At 34.0% G+C, this 18,542-nt stretch carries 22 protein-coding genes; 16 read left to right on the top strand and 6 right to left on the bottom strand.

The features are described from left to right. Positions 1–42: 42 nt before the first annotated feature. The 16 genes from trpB to BM246_RS17360 all read left to right on the top strand — a co-directional run bounded on the left by trpB (position 43) and on the right by BM246_RS17360 (position 13,084). Positions 43–1,227, top strand: coding sequence for a tryptophan synthase subunit beta (trpB, locus tag BM246_RS20215; RefSeq protein WP_317042994.1), 1,185 nt, complete (start codon positions 43–45; stop codon positions 1,225–1,227). 47 nt (positions 1,228–1,274) lie between these two features. Then, a complete protein-coding gene (locus tag BM246_RS17430) occupies positions 1,275–1,559 on the top strand; it encodes a GIY-YIG nuclease family protein (protein ID WP_042501141.1) in 285 nt (94 codons plus the stop codon). Between the two features lie 39 nt (positions 1,560–1,598). Then, positions 1,599–2,363: a tryptophan synthase subunit alpha gene (gene trpA / locus BM246_RS17425; RefSeq protein ID WP_074939710.1), complete on the top strand. Its 765-nt coding sequence runs from the start codon at positions 1,599–1,601 to the stop codon at positions 2,361–2,363. A gap of 1 nt (position 2,364) precedes the next feature. After that, positions 2,365–2,583 (top strand): hypothetical protein, encoded by a 219-nt coding sequence (locus BM246_RS17420; RefSeq protein WP_074939705.1) that lies wholly within the window; start codon positions 2,365–2,367, stop codon positions 2,581–2,583. A 64-nt stretch (positions 2,584–2,647) separates the two neighbouring features. Beyond that, a complete protein-coding gene (locus BM246_RS17415) occupies positions 2,648–3,928 on the top strand; it encodes an NAD(P)/FAD-dependent oxidoreductase (RefSeq protein WP_074939703.1) in 1,281 nt (426 codons plus the stop codon). Beyond that, positions 3,928–4,386, top strand: coding sequence for a tRNA (cytidine(34)-2'-O)-methyltransferase (locus BM246_RS17410; protein WP_074939700.1), 459 nt, complete (start codon positions 3,928–3,930; stop codon positions 4,384–4,386). Before BM246_RS17415 ends, BM246_RS17410 begins: the two co-directional genes overlap by 1 nt. A 101-nt stretch (positions 4,387–4,487) precedes the next feature. Then, positions 4,488–4,793: an EF-hand domain-containing protein gene (locus tag BM246_RS17405; protein ID WP_074939696.1), complete on the top strand. Its 306-nt coding sequence runs from the start codon at positions 4,488–4,490 to the stop codon at positions 4,791–4,793. Between the two features lie 144 nt (positions 4,794–4,937). Next, complete coding sequence (locus BM246_RS17400) at positions 4,938–5,702, top strand: ParA family protein (RefSeq protein WP_042501127.1); 765 nt, start codon at positions 4,938–4,940, stop codon at positions 5,700–5,702. A gap of 2 nt (positions 5,703–5,704) precedes the next feature. Beyond that, positions 5,705–6,619 carry a ParB/RepB/Spo0J family partition protein gene (locus BM246_RS17395; RefSeq protein WP_042505754.1) on the top strand — a complete coding sequence of 305 codons (915 nt, stop codon included), beginning with the start codon at positions 5,705–5,707 and terminating at the stop codon, positions 6,617–6,619. Next, complete coding sequence (locus tag BM246_RS17390) at positions 6,609–7,247, top strand: DUF5683 domain-containing protein (RefSeq protein ID WP_074939755.1); 639 nt, start codon at positions 6,609–6,611, stop codon at positions 7,245–7,247. Before BM246_RS17395 ends, BM246_RS17390 begins: the two co-directional genes overlap by 11 nt. A gap of 1 nt (position 7,248) precedes the next feature. Then, positions 7,249–7,953, top strand: a complete 705-nt coding sequence (gene dapB / locus BM246_RS17385; RefSeq protein ID WP_074939692.1) for a 4-hydroxy-tetrahydrodipicolinate reductase — start codon at positions 7,249–7,251, stop codon at positions 7,951–7,953. Between the two features lie 68 nt (positions 7,954–8,021). Further along, on the top strand, positions 8,022–9,602 hold the full coding sequence (gene lepB, locus BM246_RS17380) for a signal peptidase I (RefSeq protein ID WP_074939690.1): 1,581 nt from the start codon (positions 8,022–8,024) through the stop codon (positions 9,600–9,602). A gap of 17 nt (positions 9,603–9,619) precedes the next feature. Beyond that, entirely contained in the window at positions 9,620–10,924 is a 1,305-nt protein-coding gene (locus tag BM246_RS17375; RefSeq protein WP_042505748.1) for an ATP-binding protein, read from the top strand. Beyond that, complete coding sequence (locus BM246_RS17370) at positions 10,924–12,153, top strand: tetratricopeptide repeat protein (RefSeq protein WP_074939689.1); 1,230 nt, start codon at positions 10,924–10,926, stop codon at positions 12,151–12,153. Before BM246_RS17375 ends, BM246_RS17370 begins: the two co-directional genes overlap by 1 nt. Next, positions 12,153–12,776: a WbqC family protein gene (locus BM246_RS17365; protein ID WP_074939687.1), complete on the top strand. Its 624-nt coding sequence runs from the start codon at positions 12,153–12,155 to the stop codon at positions 12,774–12,776. Before BM246_RS17370 ends, BM246_RS17365 begins: the two co-directional genes overlap by 1 nt. After that, complete coding sequence (locus BM246_RS17360; RefSeq protein ID WP_042499737.1) at positions 12,776–13,084, top strand: DUF6122 family protein; 309 nt, start codon at positions 12,776–12,778, stop codon at positions 13,082–13,084. Before BM246_RS17365 ends, BM246_RS17360 begins: the two co-directional genes overlap by 1 nt. Positions 13,085–13,140: 56 nt before the next feature. Here the strand turns inward: BM246_RS17360 and BM246_RS17355 are convergent, their stop codons facing one another. From BM246_RS17355 to BM246_RS17330, 6 genes are all read right to left on the bottom strand, one after another. Next, positions 13,141–14,169, bottom strand: a complete 1,029-nt coding sequence (locus BM246_RS17355; protein WP_074939685.1) for an endonuclease/exonuclease/phosphatase family protein — start codon at positions 14,167–14,169, stop codon at positions 13,141–13,143. Between the two features lie 192 nt (positions 14,170–14,361). After that, a complete protein-coding gene (locus BM246_RS17350; RefSeq protein WP_074939682.1) occupies positions 14,362–15,207 on the bottom strand; it encodes a rhomboid family protein in 846 nt (281 codons plus the stop codon). Continuing rightward, positions 15,207–15,974 carry a rhomboid family intramembrane serine protease gene (locus tag BM246_RS17345; protein WP_074939681.1) on the bottom strand — a complete coding sequence of 256 codons (768 nt, stop codon included), beginning with the start codon at positions 15,972–15,974 and terminating at the stop codon, positions 15,207–15,209. The genes BM246_RS17350 and BM246_RS17345 overlap by 1 nt, the downstream gene beginning before the upstream one ends. A 3-nt stretch (positions 15,975–15,977) precedes the next feature. Further along, entirely contained in the window at positions 15,978–17,828 is a 1,851-nt protein-coding gene (gene mutL / locus BM246_RS17340) for a DNA mismatch repair endonuclease MutL (RefSeq protein WP_074939680.1), read from the bottom strand. A gap of 4 nt (positions 17,829–17,832) precedes the next feature. After that, complete coding sequence (locus BM246_RS17335; RefSeq protein WP_042499885.1) at positions 17,833–18,120, bottom strand: hypothetical protein; 288 nt, start codon at positions 18,118–18,120, stop codon at positions 17,833–17,835. 27 nt (positions 18,121–18,147) lie between these two features. Beyond that, positions 18,148–18,381, bottom strand: a complete 234-nt coding sequence (locus BM246_RS17330) for a hypothetical protein (protein WP_074939679.1) — start codon at positions 18,379–18,381, stop codon at positions 18,148–18,150. Between the last annotated feature and the right edge of the window lie 161 nt (positions 18,382–18,542).

The following is an 18,542-nucleotide window of genomic DNA, read 5'->3' as shown; positions in this document are numbered from 1 at the left end:
TTCCATGCAAACCATGGAACAGACTCAAATTTAAATAAACATATGGAAAACTATAACGTAAACGAAAAAGGCTATTACGGCGAATTTGGTGGTGCATTTATTCCAGAAATGCTTTACCCGAATGTGGAAGAGTTACGCCAAAACTATTTAAAAGTGATGGCCGAACCAGATTTCAAAAAGGAATTCGATCAACTTTTAAAAGATTATGTTGGTCGCCCATCACCTTTGTATTTTGCTAAACGTCTTTCTGAAAAATACAACACTAAAATTTATTTAAAGCGTGAAGATCTAAACCATACGGGCGCACACAAAATAAACAATACTATTGGCCAGATTTTAATGGCCAAACGTTTAGGTAAAACTCGAATTATTGCTGAAACAGGAGCTGGACAACACGGTGTTGCCACCGCTACTGTTTGTGCTTTAATGGGACTAGAATGTATTGTTTACATGGGCGAAATTGATATTGCACGCCAAGCCCCGAACGTAGCCAGAATGAAAATGTTAGGCGCTACTGTTGTGCCCGCTCTTTCTGGAAGTAGAACTTTAAAAGATGCTACAAACGAAGCCATTCGCGATTGGATTAACAACCCTGTGAACACACATTATATTATTGGATCGGCTATTGGGCCACATCCATACCCGGATATGGTTACCAGATTTCAATCGGTAATTTCCGAAGAAATAAAATGGCAACTAAAAGAACAAATTGGGAGAGAAAACCCAGATTATGTTGTGGCTTGTATTGGTGGCGGAAGTAATGCTGCCGGAACGTACTACCACTATTTACACGAACCGGATGTAAAAATTATTGCTGTTGAAGCGGCTGGTTTAGGTGTAGATTCTGGAGAAAGTGCCGCGACTTCTGTTTTAGGACACGAAGGTGTTATTCATGGTTGTAAAACCTTGTTAATGCAAACTAAAGACGGACAGATTACAGAGCCCTACTCTATTTCGGCTGGTTTAGATTATCCTGGTGTTGGCCCAATGCACGCAAATTTATGCAAAACGGGACGTGCTGAATTTATGTCGATTACCGATGATCAAGCTATGACGGCTGGTTTGGATTTATGTAAACTAGAAGGTATTATTCCGGCTATTGAGAGTTCGCATGCGCTGGCTATTTTTGAAGAAAAAACCTTTAAACCAGACGACGTGGTTGTTGTGAGTCTTTCAGGACGTGGTGATAAGGATTTACAGAATTATATTGAATATTTTAAGATATAAGTTTCATTTTTTCATTTCCGCGAAGGCGGAAATCTCAAAGTAAAACCATGGACGTACATTACGTTTACATATTAACAAATAAGAACCATACAGTTTTGTATGTTGGGCGTACTAAACAATTAAAGGTTAGGCTAAATCAACATAAAAACAATAGTTCAAAATCCTTTACAGGAAAATATAATGTTGATAAATTAGTTTACTTTGAAACAACGAAATACGTAAACAACTCAATAAAAAGAGAGCGACAAATTAAGAAATGGAATAGAGCCTGGAAAATCAATTTAATAAATAGTTTAAACCCTGATTGGAAAGACCTTTCCGAATACATTTAAAAGATTCCCTCCTTCGAGAGAATACAAAATATTCTTACTATGAATAGAATAAATAAAAAATTACAAGAAAACAAAAAACTGCTATCTATATACTTTACAGCAGGCTACCCGAATTTAACCGATACTGTTTCCATCATTGAAGATTTGGAAAAAAATGGTGTAGACATGATAGAAATTGGGCTTCCGTTTAGTGACCCTTTGGCCGATGGGCCAACGATACAGGCAAGTTCGACGCAAGCACTGAAAAATGGTATGACTACCGAGGTGCTTTTCGATCAGTTAAAAGATATTAGAAAAACGGTATCCATTCCATTAATAATTATGGGGTATTTTAACCCGATGTTACAATATGGTGTGGAAGCGTTTTGTAAAAAATGTCAGGAAATTGGTATCGATGGTTTAATAATTCCCGATTTACCTGTAGATGTTTATAACGATGAATACAAAGCGACTTTTGAGAAATACGGCCTGATAAACGTATTTTTAATTACGCCGCAAACCTCTGTGGAGCGTATTAATTTTATCGATTCGATCTCGAATGGCTTTATTTATATGGTAAGTAGTGCTAGTGTTACAGGAAGTAGTTCTGGGTTTGGAGACGAGCAAATGAGCTATTTTGAGCGTATTGCAAAAATGGAACTAAAAAACCCACAAGTTATTGGTTTTGGAATTTCGGATAATGAAACCTTTACACAAGCTACCGAACATGCTAAAGGCGCCATTATTGGTAGTGCTTTTATAAAGCACATTACGGAAAACGGTGTTAACAAAACGGAGGTATTTGTGAAATCGATACTCGGTTAAAATGAAAATGCTTAACGATTGGAAACTTGTTTTACTAATTTGTTTAACTTTAGGTTTAGCTCCTTTTTTCCCTGAGCCTCATATTCTAGGTAAACTCAAATGGATACTAGGTGGAGCAACAGGAATGAAACTTAAAGATTGGTTTGATGTTTGTTTAGACGGGTTTCCTTTTGTGCTATTAATACGAATTGTGCTCTTAAAAATGTTTTCAAAAGAGTAAAAAATAAAGAACAAATATCGTTAGTGAATTAATAAAATTTATTCTTGCCTAAAAATAAGATAACATGAGTAAAACAGAAAAAATTGTAATTATTGGTGCTGGTTTCGCAGGACTGAGACTTGCACAAGATTTAATAAATCACCCAAATTACGAGGTGTATTTAATTGACAAGCAAAATTACCACCAATTTCAACCACTTATGTATCAAGTAGCGACAGCTAGGCTTGAACCTGCGAGTATTTCCTTTCCGTTACGAAAGGTTTTTCAAAAAGCAAAAAACGTAAGAATTAGGATTACAGAAGTCGCAGAAATTAATTTCGAAAACCAGTTTGTTAATACACCTATTGGTGATTTTGATTACGACCATTTGGTGATTTCTATTGGTTGTACAACCAATTATTTCGGGAACGAAAACCTAAAGAATTTCGCTTACCCAATGAAAACTATTCCTGAGGCTATACAACTTAGAAATAGAATTCTGCAAACTTTTGAAAACGCTCTAAACACCAGCGATCCCGAAAAACTGCAAACTTTATTAAATTTTGTTATTGTTGGTGGTGGCCCAACTGGTGTAGAATTAGCGGGTGCTTTAGCAGAAATGAAACAACACATTTTACCTAAAGATTACCCTGATAAAGATTTCTCTAAACTTAAAATATTTTTATTAGAAGGCAGTCCGAACACACTGAGTCCGATGAGTGAAGGCTCTCAGAAAATGTCTCAAAAGTATTTAGAAGAGCTTGGTGTTTCTGTTGTTACAAACACCTTTGTTAAAGATTATGATGGCACCATTGTTACCCTAAATACAGGAAAAACAATAAACTCTAAAAATGTAATTTGGGCAGCAGGTGTAACCGGAAATGCTATTAAAGGTTTCCCTGAAACTTGTATAACTCGTGGCAATCGACTTATTGTTAATCGCCAAAACGAAGTTACTGGTTTAAAACATGTTTACGCCTTAGGCGATATTGCATACATGGAAACCCCTTATTTTCCGAAAGGCCATGCACAAGTGGCTAGTGTAGCTTTGCAACAAGCTTCGCTTTTGGCTGAAAACTTAAGTAGAAAAGTTAAAAACAAACCATTAAAAGATTACGAGTATACCGATAAAGGTTCCATGGCAACTATTGGCAAACGCAAAGCCGTTGTAGATTTGCCTAAATTTAGTTTCCAAGGGCGTTTAGCTTGGTTTACCTGGATGTTTATTCACTTAATGCTTATTTTGAGTATTAAAAATAAACTTCTGATTTTCATGAATTGGATGATTAGTTATTTCAACAACGACAGTACGTTACGAATTATAATGAAGCCTGTTGCCACAAAAGTTAAAACCACAAAAGAATAATGCCTTTAAACATCGTTTTAGTTGAACCAGAAATACCGAATAACACGGGAAACATAGGCCGTTTAGCTTTAGGTTCGGGCTCACACCTACATCTAGTAAAACCTTTTGGTTTTGAAATATCGGATGCGCGATTAAAACGTGCCGGACTCGATTATTGGAAACACCTTTCTATTACGTATTACGATAATATTGATGAATTCTTCAAAATAAATCATGATAAAAAAATGGCCTTCATGTCTAGCTATGGTAAAAAAAAACATTGGGATATTCCTTTCAAGGACGATTTATTTCTAGTTTTCGGAAAAGAATCGGTTGGTCTTCCTAAATGGATTAATGAAACCTACGCAAATCAACTTTATAAAATTCCGCTGTACAGCGAACACATCCGCAGCTTGAATTTAGCAAATGCCGTTAGTATTACAGTTTACGAAGGTTTGAGTCAGTTAAGGCTAAAATAAAAAGAGTATTAAAATATACAAAAAAATATTTTCTTAAACCATTAAACTATTTTTTAAAAAAAGTGTCTAAACATGAAGTTTAACTAAAAAACTAATATAAAATGACATCAAAAAATTTAAAATTCGGTTTAGCTGTTATGGCATTATGTGCTGTTACTATTACTAATGCACAAGACAAAAAGAAACCAGATCCTGAGAAAATGTTTGCTTCTTATGATACTGATGAAAATAAACTTATAACTTTAGATGAGTTTAAAGCAAAAAAGCGCAAGAAAGAAATGGAAGCTGAAGTTTTAGAAAAACGTTTTGCTAAAATGGATGCTGACAGTAGTGGCTCTGTAACTTTCGAGGAGTTTAAAGCTGGAATGGCAAAAGGAAAAGGCAAAGGAAATAATAAGAAAAACTAACAAGCTAAACAATATTAGCTTACATTTTATAGTGAAAAGACAGCCAAATGCGCTGTCTTTTTTTTTGTGAATTAATTATATTAAGCTACATTTTTATTACTAATAAATAATCGTATTTTTACAGCTAATAAAACCAAATCATTAATGGGTAAAATCATCGCAATTGCTAACCAAAAAGGAGGCGTTGGAAAAACAACCACGTCGGTAAATCTTGCCGCATCCTTAGGTGTATTAGAAAAAAAAGTATTACTTATAGATGCTGACCCTCAAGCAAATGCAAGTTCTGGAATAGGTATAGATGTAGAAACTGTAGAAATTGGAACCTACCAACTTTTAGAGCATTCTAACACCGCAAGAGAAGCCATCATGAAAACTGATTCGCCAAATCTTGACATTATACCTGCTCATATCGACTTAGTTGCTATAGAAATTGAACTTGTAGACAAAGAATCGCGTGAATACATGCTTAAAAAATCGTTAAATGAAATCAAAGACGATTACGATTACATATTAATAGATTGCGCGCCATCACTAGGGTTATTAACCTTAAATGCTTTAACAGCCGCTGATTCCGTAATCATCCCAATTCAATGTGAATACTTTGCATTAGAAGGTTTAGGGAAGTTATTAAACACTATAAAAAGTGTTCAAAAAATACACAATCCAGAATTAGACATTGAGGGCTTATTGCTTACCATGTACGATTCCCGTTTACGCCTATCTAACCAAGTGGTGGAAGAGGTACAAAAACATTTTAACGATATGGTTTTTAAAACCATTATACAACGTAATGTTCGTTTAAGCGAAGCACCAAGTTACGGCGAAAGCATTATTAATTATGATGCTGGTAGTAAAGGCGCAACCAATTACTTGAGTTTAGCAAGAGAAGTTATCACTAAAAATGCTTAATTATGGCGAAGGCAACAAAAAAACAAGCTTTAGGTAGAGGCTTATCAGCACTTTTAAACGACCCAAGTAACGATATCCAATCTGCCGAAGATAAAAATGCAGATAAAGTTATTGGGAACATTGTTGATTTAGATATCGATTTTATTGAAGTTAACCCATTTCAACCCCGAACTAATTTTAGTGAAGAAAGCTTACGCGAGTTAGCGTCTTCTATAAAAGAGTTGGGTATTATCCAACCTATAACTGTTAGAAAATTAGGTTTAAATAAATACCAACTCGTTTCTGGAGAGCGTCGTTATAGAGCGTCTAAATTACTAGGTTTAGAAACTATTACGGCTTACGTTAGAATTGCAAACGACCAAGAATCGTTAGAAATGGCCTTGGTTGAAAACATTCAACGTCAAGATTTAGACCCTATTGAAATTGCACTTTCATACCAACGTTTAATAGACGAAATAAACCTAACACAAGAGCAAATGAGCGAGCGTGTTGGAAAAAAACGTTCTACTATTGCCAATTATTTACGTTTATTAAAGTTAGACCCAATTATCCAAACAGGTATGCGCGACGGCTTTATTTCTATGGGACATGGCCGTGCTTTAATTACTATCGAAGACCAATCGATTCAATTAGATATTTACGAAAAAATCTTATCAAACAAATTATCGGTTAGAGACACCGAAGTATTAGTTCGTAATTATAACAACGACGAAACTGTTGCTGCTCCTGCAAAAAAGGAAGCCAATACAGCTATGCCAAATTTTGTTAAAACTGGCATAAGCTCGTTTTCGGAATACTTTGGACATAAAATTGACGTTAAAGTCTCTAAAAACGGAAAAGGAAAAATTACAATTCCATTTCATTCCGAAGAAGATTTTAACCGTATTAAAAAATTAGTCGAAGGTGATTCAAAATAAATTTCTAATAACAAGTTTTTGCGCTTTTCTATGTTGCTTTTCTTTATTTGCTCAAGATAAGGCTCCTCAGGAAGAACCTCTTCCGAAGGAAAAAACAAAAGAACTGCCAAAAGAATTTGTAATAGATTCTACACTACAAATAACAGAAGCTTACGATCCGTTAAGACCTGCAAAAGCTGCGTTTTACTCAGCAATTTTACCAGGTTTAGGGCAAGCTTACAACAAAAAATATTGGAAAATCCCTATTGTATACGCTGCATTAGGAACAGGAGTTTATTTTTACATAAACAACAGTAATGAATACACAAGGTATCGCGATGCCTATAAAAGTCGTTTAGCCGGATTTGAAACCGATGAGTTTTATTTCGATTCCTCTGGAACAAAACTTGACGAACCACGCGTAAGTACAGAGAGATTAGAAACAGCACAAGAATTTTATCGAAAAAATAAAGAAATTTCACTTCTTGTAACTATTGGCCTGTACGCTTTGAATATAATAGAAGCCAATGTGGATGCCCATTTACTACAGTATAATGTAGATGAGAATTTATCTTTGGCACCACACTACCAATTTAATGAGGTTGATGCAACTAGCAACCTTGGACTAACTTTAAATTTTAAATTTTAATATGAACATTGCTTTACTCGGATACGGGAGAATGGGTCAAACCATAGAACAAATAGCCATTAAACGCGGCCACAATATTGTTTTAAAGGTTGATAAAGATGATACAGATTACGATATTACTAAAGCCGATGTTGCCATAGATTTCAGTATTCCAAACGTAGCTTTCAACAATATTTCAAACTGTTTAAACAACAACATTCCTGTTATTTCGGGAACAACAGGTTGGTTAGATAATTATGATAATGCTGTAGCGTTGTGCGAAGAGAAAAAAGGCGCTTTTATTTATGCTTCAAACTTTAGTTTAGGTGTAAATATTTTTTTCGAATTAAATAAAACACTAGCTAAAATGATGAGCACCTTAGAGCAATATAATGTCTCTATGGAAGAAATTCATCACACAAAAAAGTTAGATGCACCAAGTGGCACTGCCATTACTTTAGCAGAAGGTATTATAAACAACAATCCACATTATGATGGTTGGATGCTTGACGATAAAGCTGATAAAAAATTACCTATAGTTGCTAAACGTATAGAAGATGTTCCAGGTACGCACACAGTAACTTACCAAAGTGAAGTAGATACCATTACTATAGATCACGTGGCACATAACAGACAAGGTTTTGCTTTAGGAGCCGTAATTGCATCGGAATGGATTGTTGGAAAAACAGGTGTTTTCACAATGAACGATGTGTTAAACATTGGTTAAAAAAATAAATTAATGTAACGCTACATCTCATTTAGCTACTTACATCAATAAATAAAATATTTAGGATTATGACGTTAATGCAATGGTTTATATTCATTTTAATAATTCAGGTTATTCATGGATTAGGTACCTGGAAATTATATATTAAAGCCGGTCGCCAAGCCTGGGAAGCATTTATTCCTGTTTACAACGGCGTAGTTTTAATGAAAATAATTAACCGCCCAATTTGGTGGGTTATTCTTCTTTTTCTTCCTATAGTAAACATGATTATGTTTCCTGTAGTTTGGGTAGAAACTGCTAGAAGCTTTGGAAAAAACAAACCTTTAGATACTGCTTTAGCCATTCTTACATTAGGGTTTTACAACTATTACCTCAATTACGCTGCCAATGTAACTTATATTGAAAATCGTGATTTACAACCAAAATCTTCTTCTGGAGATTGGGTAAGCTCTATTTTATTTGCCATTGTTGCTGCCACTATTGTACACACCTATTTTATTCAACCATTTACGATTCCGTCTTCTTCTTTAGAAAAATCTTTATTAGTAGGCGATTTTCTGTTTGTAAGTAAATTTCATTATGGTGCTAGAATACCAATGACAACTGTTGGAGCACCAATGGTACATGATACTATTCCTGGTTTAAAAAAGAAATCATATTTATTCAACGATAATTTCGAAGAACGTAAAACATCATTAGTCAATAAACTACAACTTCCGTACTTACGTTTTCCTGGTTTCGAAAACATAGAACGTAATGATATTGTTGTATTCAATCAGCCAGCAGATACATTGCTGGACATGAACGATTTTCAACCAGACAGAAACTATTACAAACCTATAGACAAAAAGACCAACCTTGTAAAACGTTGTGTTGGTATTGCAGGAGATAGCTTAGAAGTTCGCGATGGTTTTGTTTATATTAACGGAAAGAAAAACGAATTGCCAGATCGTGCACATTTACAATTTAGTTATTTGGTGCAACCAAAAACCAATCAATTTAATCCTGCATATTTAAAAGAACGTTATGATATTACTGATGGTTTTGGTATTATTAATAACAACAATACCTACTATTTTTCAGCGATTTCCGATGAAGCTTTATCACAGTTTAAAAACCATCCAAACGTTGCAAGCATAACGCCTAACAAGAAAGAAAAAGGCGTTCGTGATGCTAACATTTTTCCTCATGATCCAAATTATGATTGGAATGTAGATTTCTTCGGACCATTATACATTCCTGAAGAAGGAAAAACAATAGATATCAACTTAGATGTTTTACCTCTTTACAAACGCGTAATTAGCGAGTATGAAGGCAATGATGTAACCGTAAGAGGTAACCAAATTTTAATAAACGGAGAAGTTGCAACAACATACACTTTTAAACAAAATTATTATTGGATGATGGGTGATAACCGCCATAACTCTATCGATGCGAGAGCATGGGGTTTTGTACCGTTTGATCACGTTGTTGGTAAACCTGTATTTATATGGATGAGTTGGGATGGATCTAGCCCACGATGGGAACGTTTCTTTACAACCGTAAGCGGTTCTGGAAAAGCAACATCTTTTTTAATTCCATTTTTAATTCTGTTAGCAGGATATTTTGGATTCAAAAAATGGAAAGAAAGAAAAGCGGCCAATAGCTAATTATTGACTTAAATTTTATGGATAACACACTACTAGAAAGTCTACTTAAAGCCTTAGAGTTTTCGCCAGAAAACATAGAATTGCGATTTCAAATTGCAAAGCTATATTCTGATGCTTTAAATTATGAAGAAGCAGAGAAGCATCTATTATTTATTTTAGATAAACAGCCTACAGAAGCTCATAAATTTCTATTAGCAGAATGTTATTTTAAACAGAAAAAATATAATTTAACAGAGGTTATCCTCGAAGAACTTATTGAAAACAATGAAGCGACTGCTTATTTAGAACTTCAATGTTTTTGCTATATAGACCAAGACCAAAAGGAAGACGCACTTGCCACCTACCAACGTATTCTAGAAATTGACAAATCGTTTAGAAATGACGAATTTGAAAATTTATTTAGAATTCCGGTTGAAGATTTTGATGATGATTTTATAGATGAAGATGGCATATCTTTTCTAAGAAAACCAGACATTAATTTCAAAAATGTTGGTGGTATGGAAAAAGTAAAAGAGGAAATTGATTTAAAAATCATTAAGCCGCTTTTACATAAAGATTTATATAAAGCTTACGGTAAAAAAATTGGCGGAGGTATTTTACTTTATGGACCTCCAGGATGTGGTAAAACCCATATTGCACGTGCTACGGCAGGTGAAATTAATGCCAACTTTATAAATATTGGCATTAACGACATTTTAGATATGTGGATGGGAAGCTCTGAGAAGAACTTACACGAAATATTTGAAACTGCTAGAGCAAACACACCTTGCGTTATTTTTATAGATGAAATTGATGCCTTGGGTGCCAATAGAAATGATATTAATAAAACTGCAGGAAGAACTGTTATCAATCAATTTTTATCAGAACTTGATGGCATTGATTCTGATAACGATGGTATTTTAGTTTTGGGCGCTACAAATGCACCTTGGTATATAGACCCAGCTTTTAGACGTCCTGGGCGTTTTGATCGTATTATTTTTGTAGCACCACCAGATGAAATTGCTAGAGAGGAAATATTCAAAATTGAACTAAAAGAGAAACCTACAGACAATATTAAGTTTCAAGATTTAGCTAAAAAAAGTAAAGAATTTTCGGGAGCAGATATTAAAGCAAGTGTAGATATTGCCATAGAGCAAAAACTACTCGAATCTTTTAAAGATGGCATTCCTAAACCATTAACTACTAAAGATATTTTAAAAGCCTTTGGTAAAATGAAAGCTTCTACAAGAGAATGGTTTAATTCGGCAAAAAACTACGCTTTATACTCAAACGATTCTGGTTTATATGATGATATTTTAGTCTACCTAAAAATTAAAAAATAATGGATAGCCCAAATCTAGAACGCGGCATTCAGCTTTTTCAAATTGGTAGATATCAAGATGCTATCCCCTATTTCCAAACGGCTTTAACCGAAGATGTCAATAATAGTAATGCTAAATATTTTTTGGCACAATGCCTATTCCTTACTAAAGATTTAGATAAAGCGCTAAACTTGGCACTTGATCTTCGTGCGGAATTACCTAATTGGGCTAATGTTTACTTTTTACTGTCTCAAATATATTTACATCAAGATGATGTAAAAGAAGCGGAAATAAACATCGATAAATCTCTGGAGTTAGATCCATACGATGATACCGCTTTTGGACAAAAAGCATACATTGAAATTACAAAAAAGAAGTTTGAAGCGGCTTTAAATTTTGCCAACGAAGGGTTGCGAATTAATCCAAAAAGTAATTTCTGCCAAAATGCACGAACCACAGCATTAACAAAATTAAATAGAAAAGAAGAAGCAAAATCTTCTATTGAAAACTTACTAGAAGACGATCCTGAAGACGCTCACTCGCACGCTAACGTGGGCTGGAGTTATTTGGAGCACAACGATACTAAAAAAGCATTAACTCATTTTAAAGAAGCCTTATCACTAGACCCAAATTTAGATTACGCTAGATCGGGAATGGTAACCGCTATAAAATCTAAAAACAGAGTTTACAACCTCTATTTGCGTTACTCCTTTTGGATGAACAAGCAATCGGGAAAAAACCAATGGATTTTTATTATCGGTATTTATATTGCTTATAAAATTTCAGCAAAGCTCATTGCAGCGTCGGGGTATACTTTTTTATTAATCCCGCTAATTATTGCATATCTATTATTTGCTCTAGGCAGTTGGATTATGGAACCGCTTTCTAATATGCTACTTATTCTCGATAAATACGGCAAGTATTTATTAGACAAAAAAGAAAAACTAAGTGGTCAAATATTTTTCGCTCTACTTGTTGGAGCATTACTTATGTTTTTGGGTAATGTTTTAACAAAAAACGATTATTTCACCATGCTAAGCCTAACGTGTTTAGCCGCTATTTTACCGCTAACCCGTGGTGTTTTGGCAAATACCGAAAAATCTAAAATAATAAACTTAGTTTACGGCGGTATTATGCTATTAGTAGCCATTGTATTGTCGCTTACAGGTGGCTCTATTGCTCATATTGGCATTACGGTTGGTATTATGTTTATTGCGTATACTTGGCTAAGCAACTTTTTTACTAAATAATGAAAACTCTAATTCATCCCACATATTTCCCGAGTATTGCTCATTTTATAGCTATTGCAAATACAGATGAATTGATATTTGAAACCGATGATAATTTTTTAAAGCAAACCTATAGAAACCGCGCTTACGTATACGGTGCCAATGGTAAACTTACTTTAAATATACCCGTAATACACTCGCAAAAAAACAGGCAAAAGTATCGTGATGTTAAAATATTTAATGAAGAAAAATGGCAGAGCTTACATTGGAAATCTTTACTTTCAGCTTACAGAACATCTCCTTTTTTTGAGTATTATGAAGATGAGCTTCAACCTTTATTTGAAATGAAAACTGATTTTATTTTAGATTTTAATTTGAAGTGTTTTGAAACTATTACCGAGTGTTTACAATTAGACGTCCACACATCAAAAACTGAAATCTACCAAGAAACTCCAACAGATACTAATGATTTTCGATTTTTAGTACACGCAAAAAAAGAACAGCCACAAAATTTTGAAAGCTATACACAGGTTTTTAGCAACAAGCATGGGTTTATTCCCAATTTAAGTATTCTAGACTTACTTTTTAACGAAGGCCCAAATGCACTAAATTATTTAGAATCTCAAACCATTATTACGCCCTAATGTTACAGTCTATCGCACATTACGGTTGTCATTTTCTATTGCCTTTGGCTGTGGCGCTTATTTGGTTTAAACCGAATTGGAAAGTGACGTATTTAATAATGATTTCAGGAATGCTAATAGATTTAGATCACTTGCTAGCCGATCCTATTTTCGATCCAAATAGGTGTAGTGTTAACTTCCATCCCTTACATACGTATTATGCTTTGGCATTTTATATCGCTTTACTTTTCTTAAAAAAAACACGTTTAATTGGCTTAGGCTTAGTAATACATATTATTGCCGATACGGTAGACTGCTCTTTTATGTAAAAGATTACTTATTCTTAAAACTCTAACACCCGAATTTTAGGCCTAATAAACAAAACTTACTCATTTTCTAAACTAAGTGTTGTACTTATTGGATAATGATCAGAGAAGTGCTCACTGTAGCTTTTATAGCCATTAATAGCAAAAGCTTCATCGGTTAAAATAAAATCTATACGCATTGGTATAAACTGAAATTCATGTGTGCGCCCAAAACCATTACCGGCTTCCTTAAAAGAATCGTTAAGATCTCCCTTTATTTTTCTATACACATAAGAAAAGGCGGTGTTATTAAAATCGCCACAAATAATCATTTTGTATTTACACTTATTTTTGTGCTCCAAAAACAATTCAGTTTGGTTTTGTTGTTTTTTAAAAGCAGAACCTATACGTTGTAAAAGACGTTCGGAATTCTCTTTTTTTAAACTCTCTATTTTAGTATCGATACGAAGAGATTCCAAATGAATATTATAGACTCTAATAGTATCTTTTCCTTTTACAACATCGGCAAATATAGCGTTGTTTGCTGTTTTAGGAAACTCCACAGATCCGGAATTTATAATTGGAAAATTAGAGAAAATGGCTTGTCCGTATTTTATTTTTTTACCCGATAGTTTTTCGAACTTATATTTAAAACTAGACAGGTTAATATTCTCGTGCGGATGATATTCTTGAATGCTTAATATATCGGGTGCTTCTGCTTTTATAAAATCTACAATTTTCACTTCTACTTGGTCTTCTGGAATCCATTTATAAAGATTAAACAAACGAACATTATAGTTCATGACTTTAAAATTTTGATCGGATTCTATTTTTTTAGATGGTGAAAACTTGTATAAAGATCCAAAAGTTAAATACGCAAAAAGCAAAACTACTAAAGATGTTAATAGTTGCTTTTTTAACTTTACCAACCAATAAACTACAAAGAGTGCATTAATAATAATTAAAAAAGATACGCCTAAATTTATTACGGATAGGAATGAAAATGTTTTTGGCGGCAAGTAAGGAAAAACCATTGACAGCAATAATAACATCGCCACAATACTGTTGACGATATATATTATTTTATTAATGAAACTTAGGTTTTTCATTTTTGCTTTATTTGACTTCTATAGATACTCACTTTTTAATTAAATTAACTTTGCCCTTAGCAGATTTACCCGCGTTAGGGATTGAACGGTTTGTTTGAAATCCTTTTTGTTTTTAGCAAAAAACAAAAAGATTGAGTAGTGAAAGCCCGACCCTTTTCGGGTAACGCCCAAAACATTAATAATTACAATAACTTATTTACCTGCCCTGAAAAGCAATTCTTTTTCTTCGGCTGTTAAACTATCGTACCCACTTTTACTGATTTTATCTAAAATAATATCAATTTTTTTCTGATTATTAAACTGGCTAAAATCTGATTTTTTATAACCGCCTACCTTGCTTTTATTTTTATGAACCGTTTTTAAAGGTCCTTTTTTTGAAGCTTTAAACATATTTGCAATAGCATCTGCAAAACGCTCGAAACCGCTACCAATATCGTTTCCTTTTACTAATTGCGTGGCATAAACGTAACCTAAAAGTGCACCGCCAAGATGCGCTAAATTACCACCTGCATTTAACCCAAATAAACCAACAATGTCTAAAACAACAAGGCCAACACCAATATACCAAAGTTTAAGATTGAACATAAAAACACGTACATCTTGGTTAGGCATATAAGCACACAAGAAAATTAACAAAGCTCGGACAGCTGCCGAAGCGCCAACTAAACTAGAGTTACCGCCAAAAAAACTAGGTAATAATGCATAGCCCAAAAGAAACATAGCTCCACCACTTATGGCTCCTAAAAAATAAATATTTAAGGCTCTTTTTGGGCTAAATAAATTAAGAAACATACGTGCAATGACATACAGCCAAAGCATATTGAATAGTAGGTGTAAAAATTCGTAATGTACAAAAGCGTAACTTACTATAGTCCATGGGTTCACTAGAGCCGTAAAAGCATTACTAGGTAACTCGAACCACCTTAGGAATCTTGGCAAAATTAGCCCTACTAAAAAAACAACAACATTTACCGCTATTATTTTCTCTAATATGTTAAGCCGTGCTAACTTATATTTTATATCGGTAGTTAAACTCATTAGTTCCAACGGTTATTATTAAACTGTGTTTTTTTCCAATAATACATGATTAAAAACCCTGTAATTGCGCCTCCAACGTGGGCCATGTATGCCGTATTGCTTGGACTGAAAAATGACTGACCAGTAACGCCTGAAATTAAATCTAAAATAATGATTCCTGGGATAAAATACTTCGCTTTTATAGGAATTGGTAAAAAAATCATCATTAATTCTGCATTAGGGTTCATCATGGCAAAAGCAGCCATAATCCCCATTATACAACCAGATGCACCAACCATACTCGCGTTAAACGCCGGATAAATTTCCTTAAGCAGTGTTATTTGAGATTGCGATACTCCTGCTACAGTTTCATTATTGGTTAACATGGCTTTGATACTCTCTGAAGATAAACCAGAATCTAACAATGCATTATAATCTGGTAAATATTGAAAATAGTAAAAACCAACTTGTAATAATACAGCGCCTAGACCGGCAGAAATATAAATAAACAAAAAGCGTTTAGCTCCCAGAGTTTGTTCTACTGGCGAACCAAACATCCATAAAGCGAACATATTAAATAATAAATGCGTAATACTTAAATTATGGATATAACCACCACCATGCATAAACATATGCGTGATTAATTGCCATGGTTTAAATAATTCGTTTTGAGGAAAATACATTGCGAACCATTGATAAAAACCACCATTCCCTATAAATAAGGTACCGATAAACATAATCACGTTAATGATTATTAGGTGTTTAACGGTTTCTGAAATTCGCATCATAATTTATATAAATTTTTTGTCTAATTCGTCAACACTCATCGTTACAAATGTTGTTCTATTAGCCGGCGAAACATTAGGTTCTTTACAAGCAAACAGCTTATTTACTAAATGCTCTTGCTCGTCTTTTTGCAAAGACTGCCCTGTTTTTATGGCTAAACTTTTTGCCATAGATTTTGCTAGTAAATCCGTTGCCGAAAAATTACTGTCGGGCACTTCATTTTCTACATCACTAATAAGTTGCTCTAAAATAATAGACACCTCACTTTCTGGAACGCCAACTGGAACGCCTATAATTTCTATAGACTCTTCTTTAACGTTAGAAAACACAAAACCGGTATGCTCTAAATCTTCTTTTAACTGAATAATAACTGCTATTTCTTGATTTGAAAAATGTAAATCTAACGGAAATAATAGTTGCTGACTTAAAGCGCCTTTGATCGTTAGATGCTGAAGGTAATCTTCATACAAAATACGTTGATGCGCTCTATGCTGATCGATAACCAACATACCAGATTTAATAGTACTAACAATATACTTATTATGTAATTGGTATGTGGTGTGGGTTTTCTCGATATCTTTATCGAACATAGAAACTGTAGCTTCCTCGGTTTCGAAATGTACTTCGCTAAAATCTTGTTGCGTTTTTGTGCCTTTAGATTCTAAACCAACGTATAAACTCTCCCAACTTTCGGTGGGTTCTTTTTTATAAGAAACGGCTCTCTGTTTCACTGGAGCTTCATCCTGAAATGGATTAAAACTTCTATCTACTTCTATAGTTGGTGTACTCGCTCTAGCAGATTCTTTTTTAAGCTCGTATGGCGTATCTAAATTAGCATCGCGCTCAAAATCCAAAACTGGAGCAATGTTAAACTGCCCTAAACTGTGTTTTACAGCCGAACGAAGAATAGCATAAAGCGTATGCTCATCGTCAAACTTAATTTCAGTTTTAGTGGGGTGAATATTGATATCAATAGTTTGCGGATCTACTGTTAAATTTAAAAAATAACTAGCGTGTGTTCCGTTTTTAAGCAATCCATCATAAGCCGATGCTATGGCATGATTTAAATAGGCACTTTTTATAAACCTATCGTTCACAAAAAAGTACTGTTCACCTCTGGTTTTTTTGGCAAATTCAGGTTTACCAACAAAACCAGATATTTTAAGCACTTCAGTTTCTTCTTCTACCGGCACTAATTTTTCGTTAGTTTTTGTTCCGAAGATATTTACAATACGTTGTCTATAATTACTAATTGGTAAATTAAAGGCTTCGTTTCCGTTGTTATAAAAAACAAACCCGATGCCTGGGTGTGCCAAGGCTACACGATGAAACTCGTCTATAATATGACGTAATTCTACGTTATCCGATTTTAAAAAGTTACGTCTAGCAGGAATATTAAAAAACAAGTTTTTAACTGACACAGAAGTCCCTTGCGGTGTTACTACCACATCCTGGCTGGTAACCTTACTACCTTCCATAACAATGGTGTTTCCAACATCATCATGAGGTTGTTTAGTTTTCAACTCAACGTGTGCAATGGCCGCAATACTCGCTAAAGCCTCACCACGAAAACCTTTGGTATGTAGCTGAAATAAATCTTCTGCATTTCGAATTTTAGATGTTGCATGACGCTCGAAACTTAATCGCGCATCGGTAGTACTCATTCCTTTACCGTTATCGATAACTTGAACAAGTGTTTTACCTGCGTCTTTTATTATCAGTTTAATAGAGTCCGAGCCTGCGTCGATTGCATTTTCAAGCAATTCCTTAACAACAGATGCTGGACGTTGAACAACTTCTCCAGCAGCAATTTGGTTTGCGACATGGTCGGGTAAAAGCTGTATAATGTCTGCCATATAATTATTTAGAAAAGAATATAGATAAATCGAAATCGATAATAAATAAAAACACTAATAATAACACACCTACAATAATTAAAATGCGTCGGTTAGCTTCACGATCTCTATTATGCTTTAATTCGTTTAAAGCATTGTTTAGTTTTGTTTTAAATCCTTTGTTTGGCCCAACAGTGGTTCTGTATTCGTCAAACTTATGTTTTATTTCAAAAGGGTTTCCTTCACCTTTATCGTCAAAAAAACGAGGTGTATAACTGAATTTTTTATTTTTTCTTGCCTTTAAGATTCCCATAATTCTTGCGTTTTTAAATGATATGTATTACATGTATTTTTTCTCTAATAAATACATACAAATCAATAATAATACCAAAAATAAAATCAAGCTTTTTACGGGCATTGCACCGCGTACTTTTCTCTTACCTGCTCTATTTTCTTTCCATTGAGAAATATAGTCTTTGGTATTAGAGTCTTTGTTTAAACCAGAATCTGCTTTCTTTTCTTCAGAAAAACGAGATTGATAATCAAAGGTTCTATGTTTACGTTGTTTAAACAAAATCTAGTGGTGTTATCTTTCAAAAGTACTTAAAAATAGGCAGAAATAGGGCTTAGAAATGCTAAAAATATCTAAAAGTTAAGAGCTAAAAACAGGTAAACCCACCCGAATTAAAATATCAAATTCCAAAGGCGTTGATTAAAACACCTTTGGAATTTATT

The sequence above is a fragment of the Algibacter lectus genome, assembly GCF_900112395.1.
Classification (GTDB): Bacteria; Bacteroidota; Bacteroidia; order Flavobacteriales; family Flavobacteriaceae; genus Algibacter; species Algibacter lectus.
The sequence above is the reverse complement of the archived record's forward strand: the minus strand, read 5'-3'. Positions and strand labels throughout refer to the sequence as shown.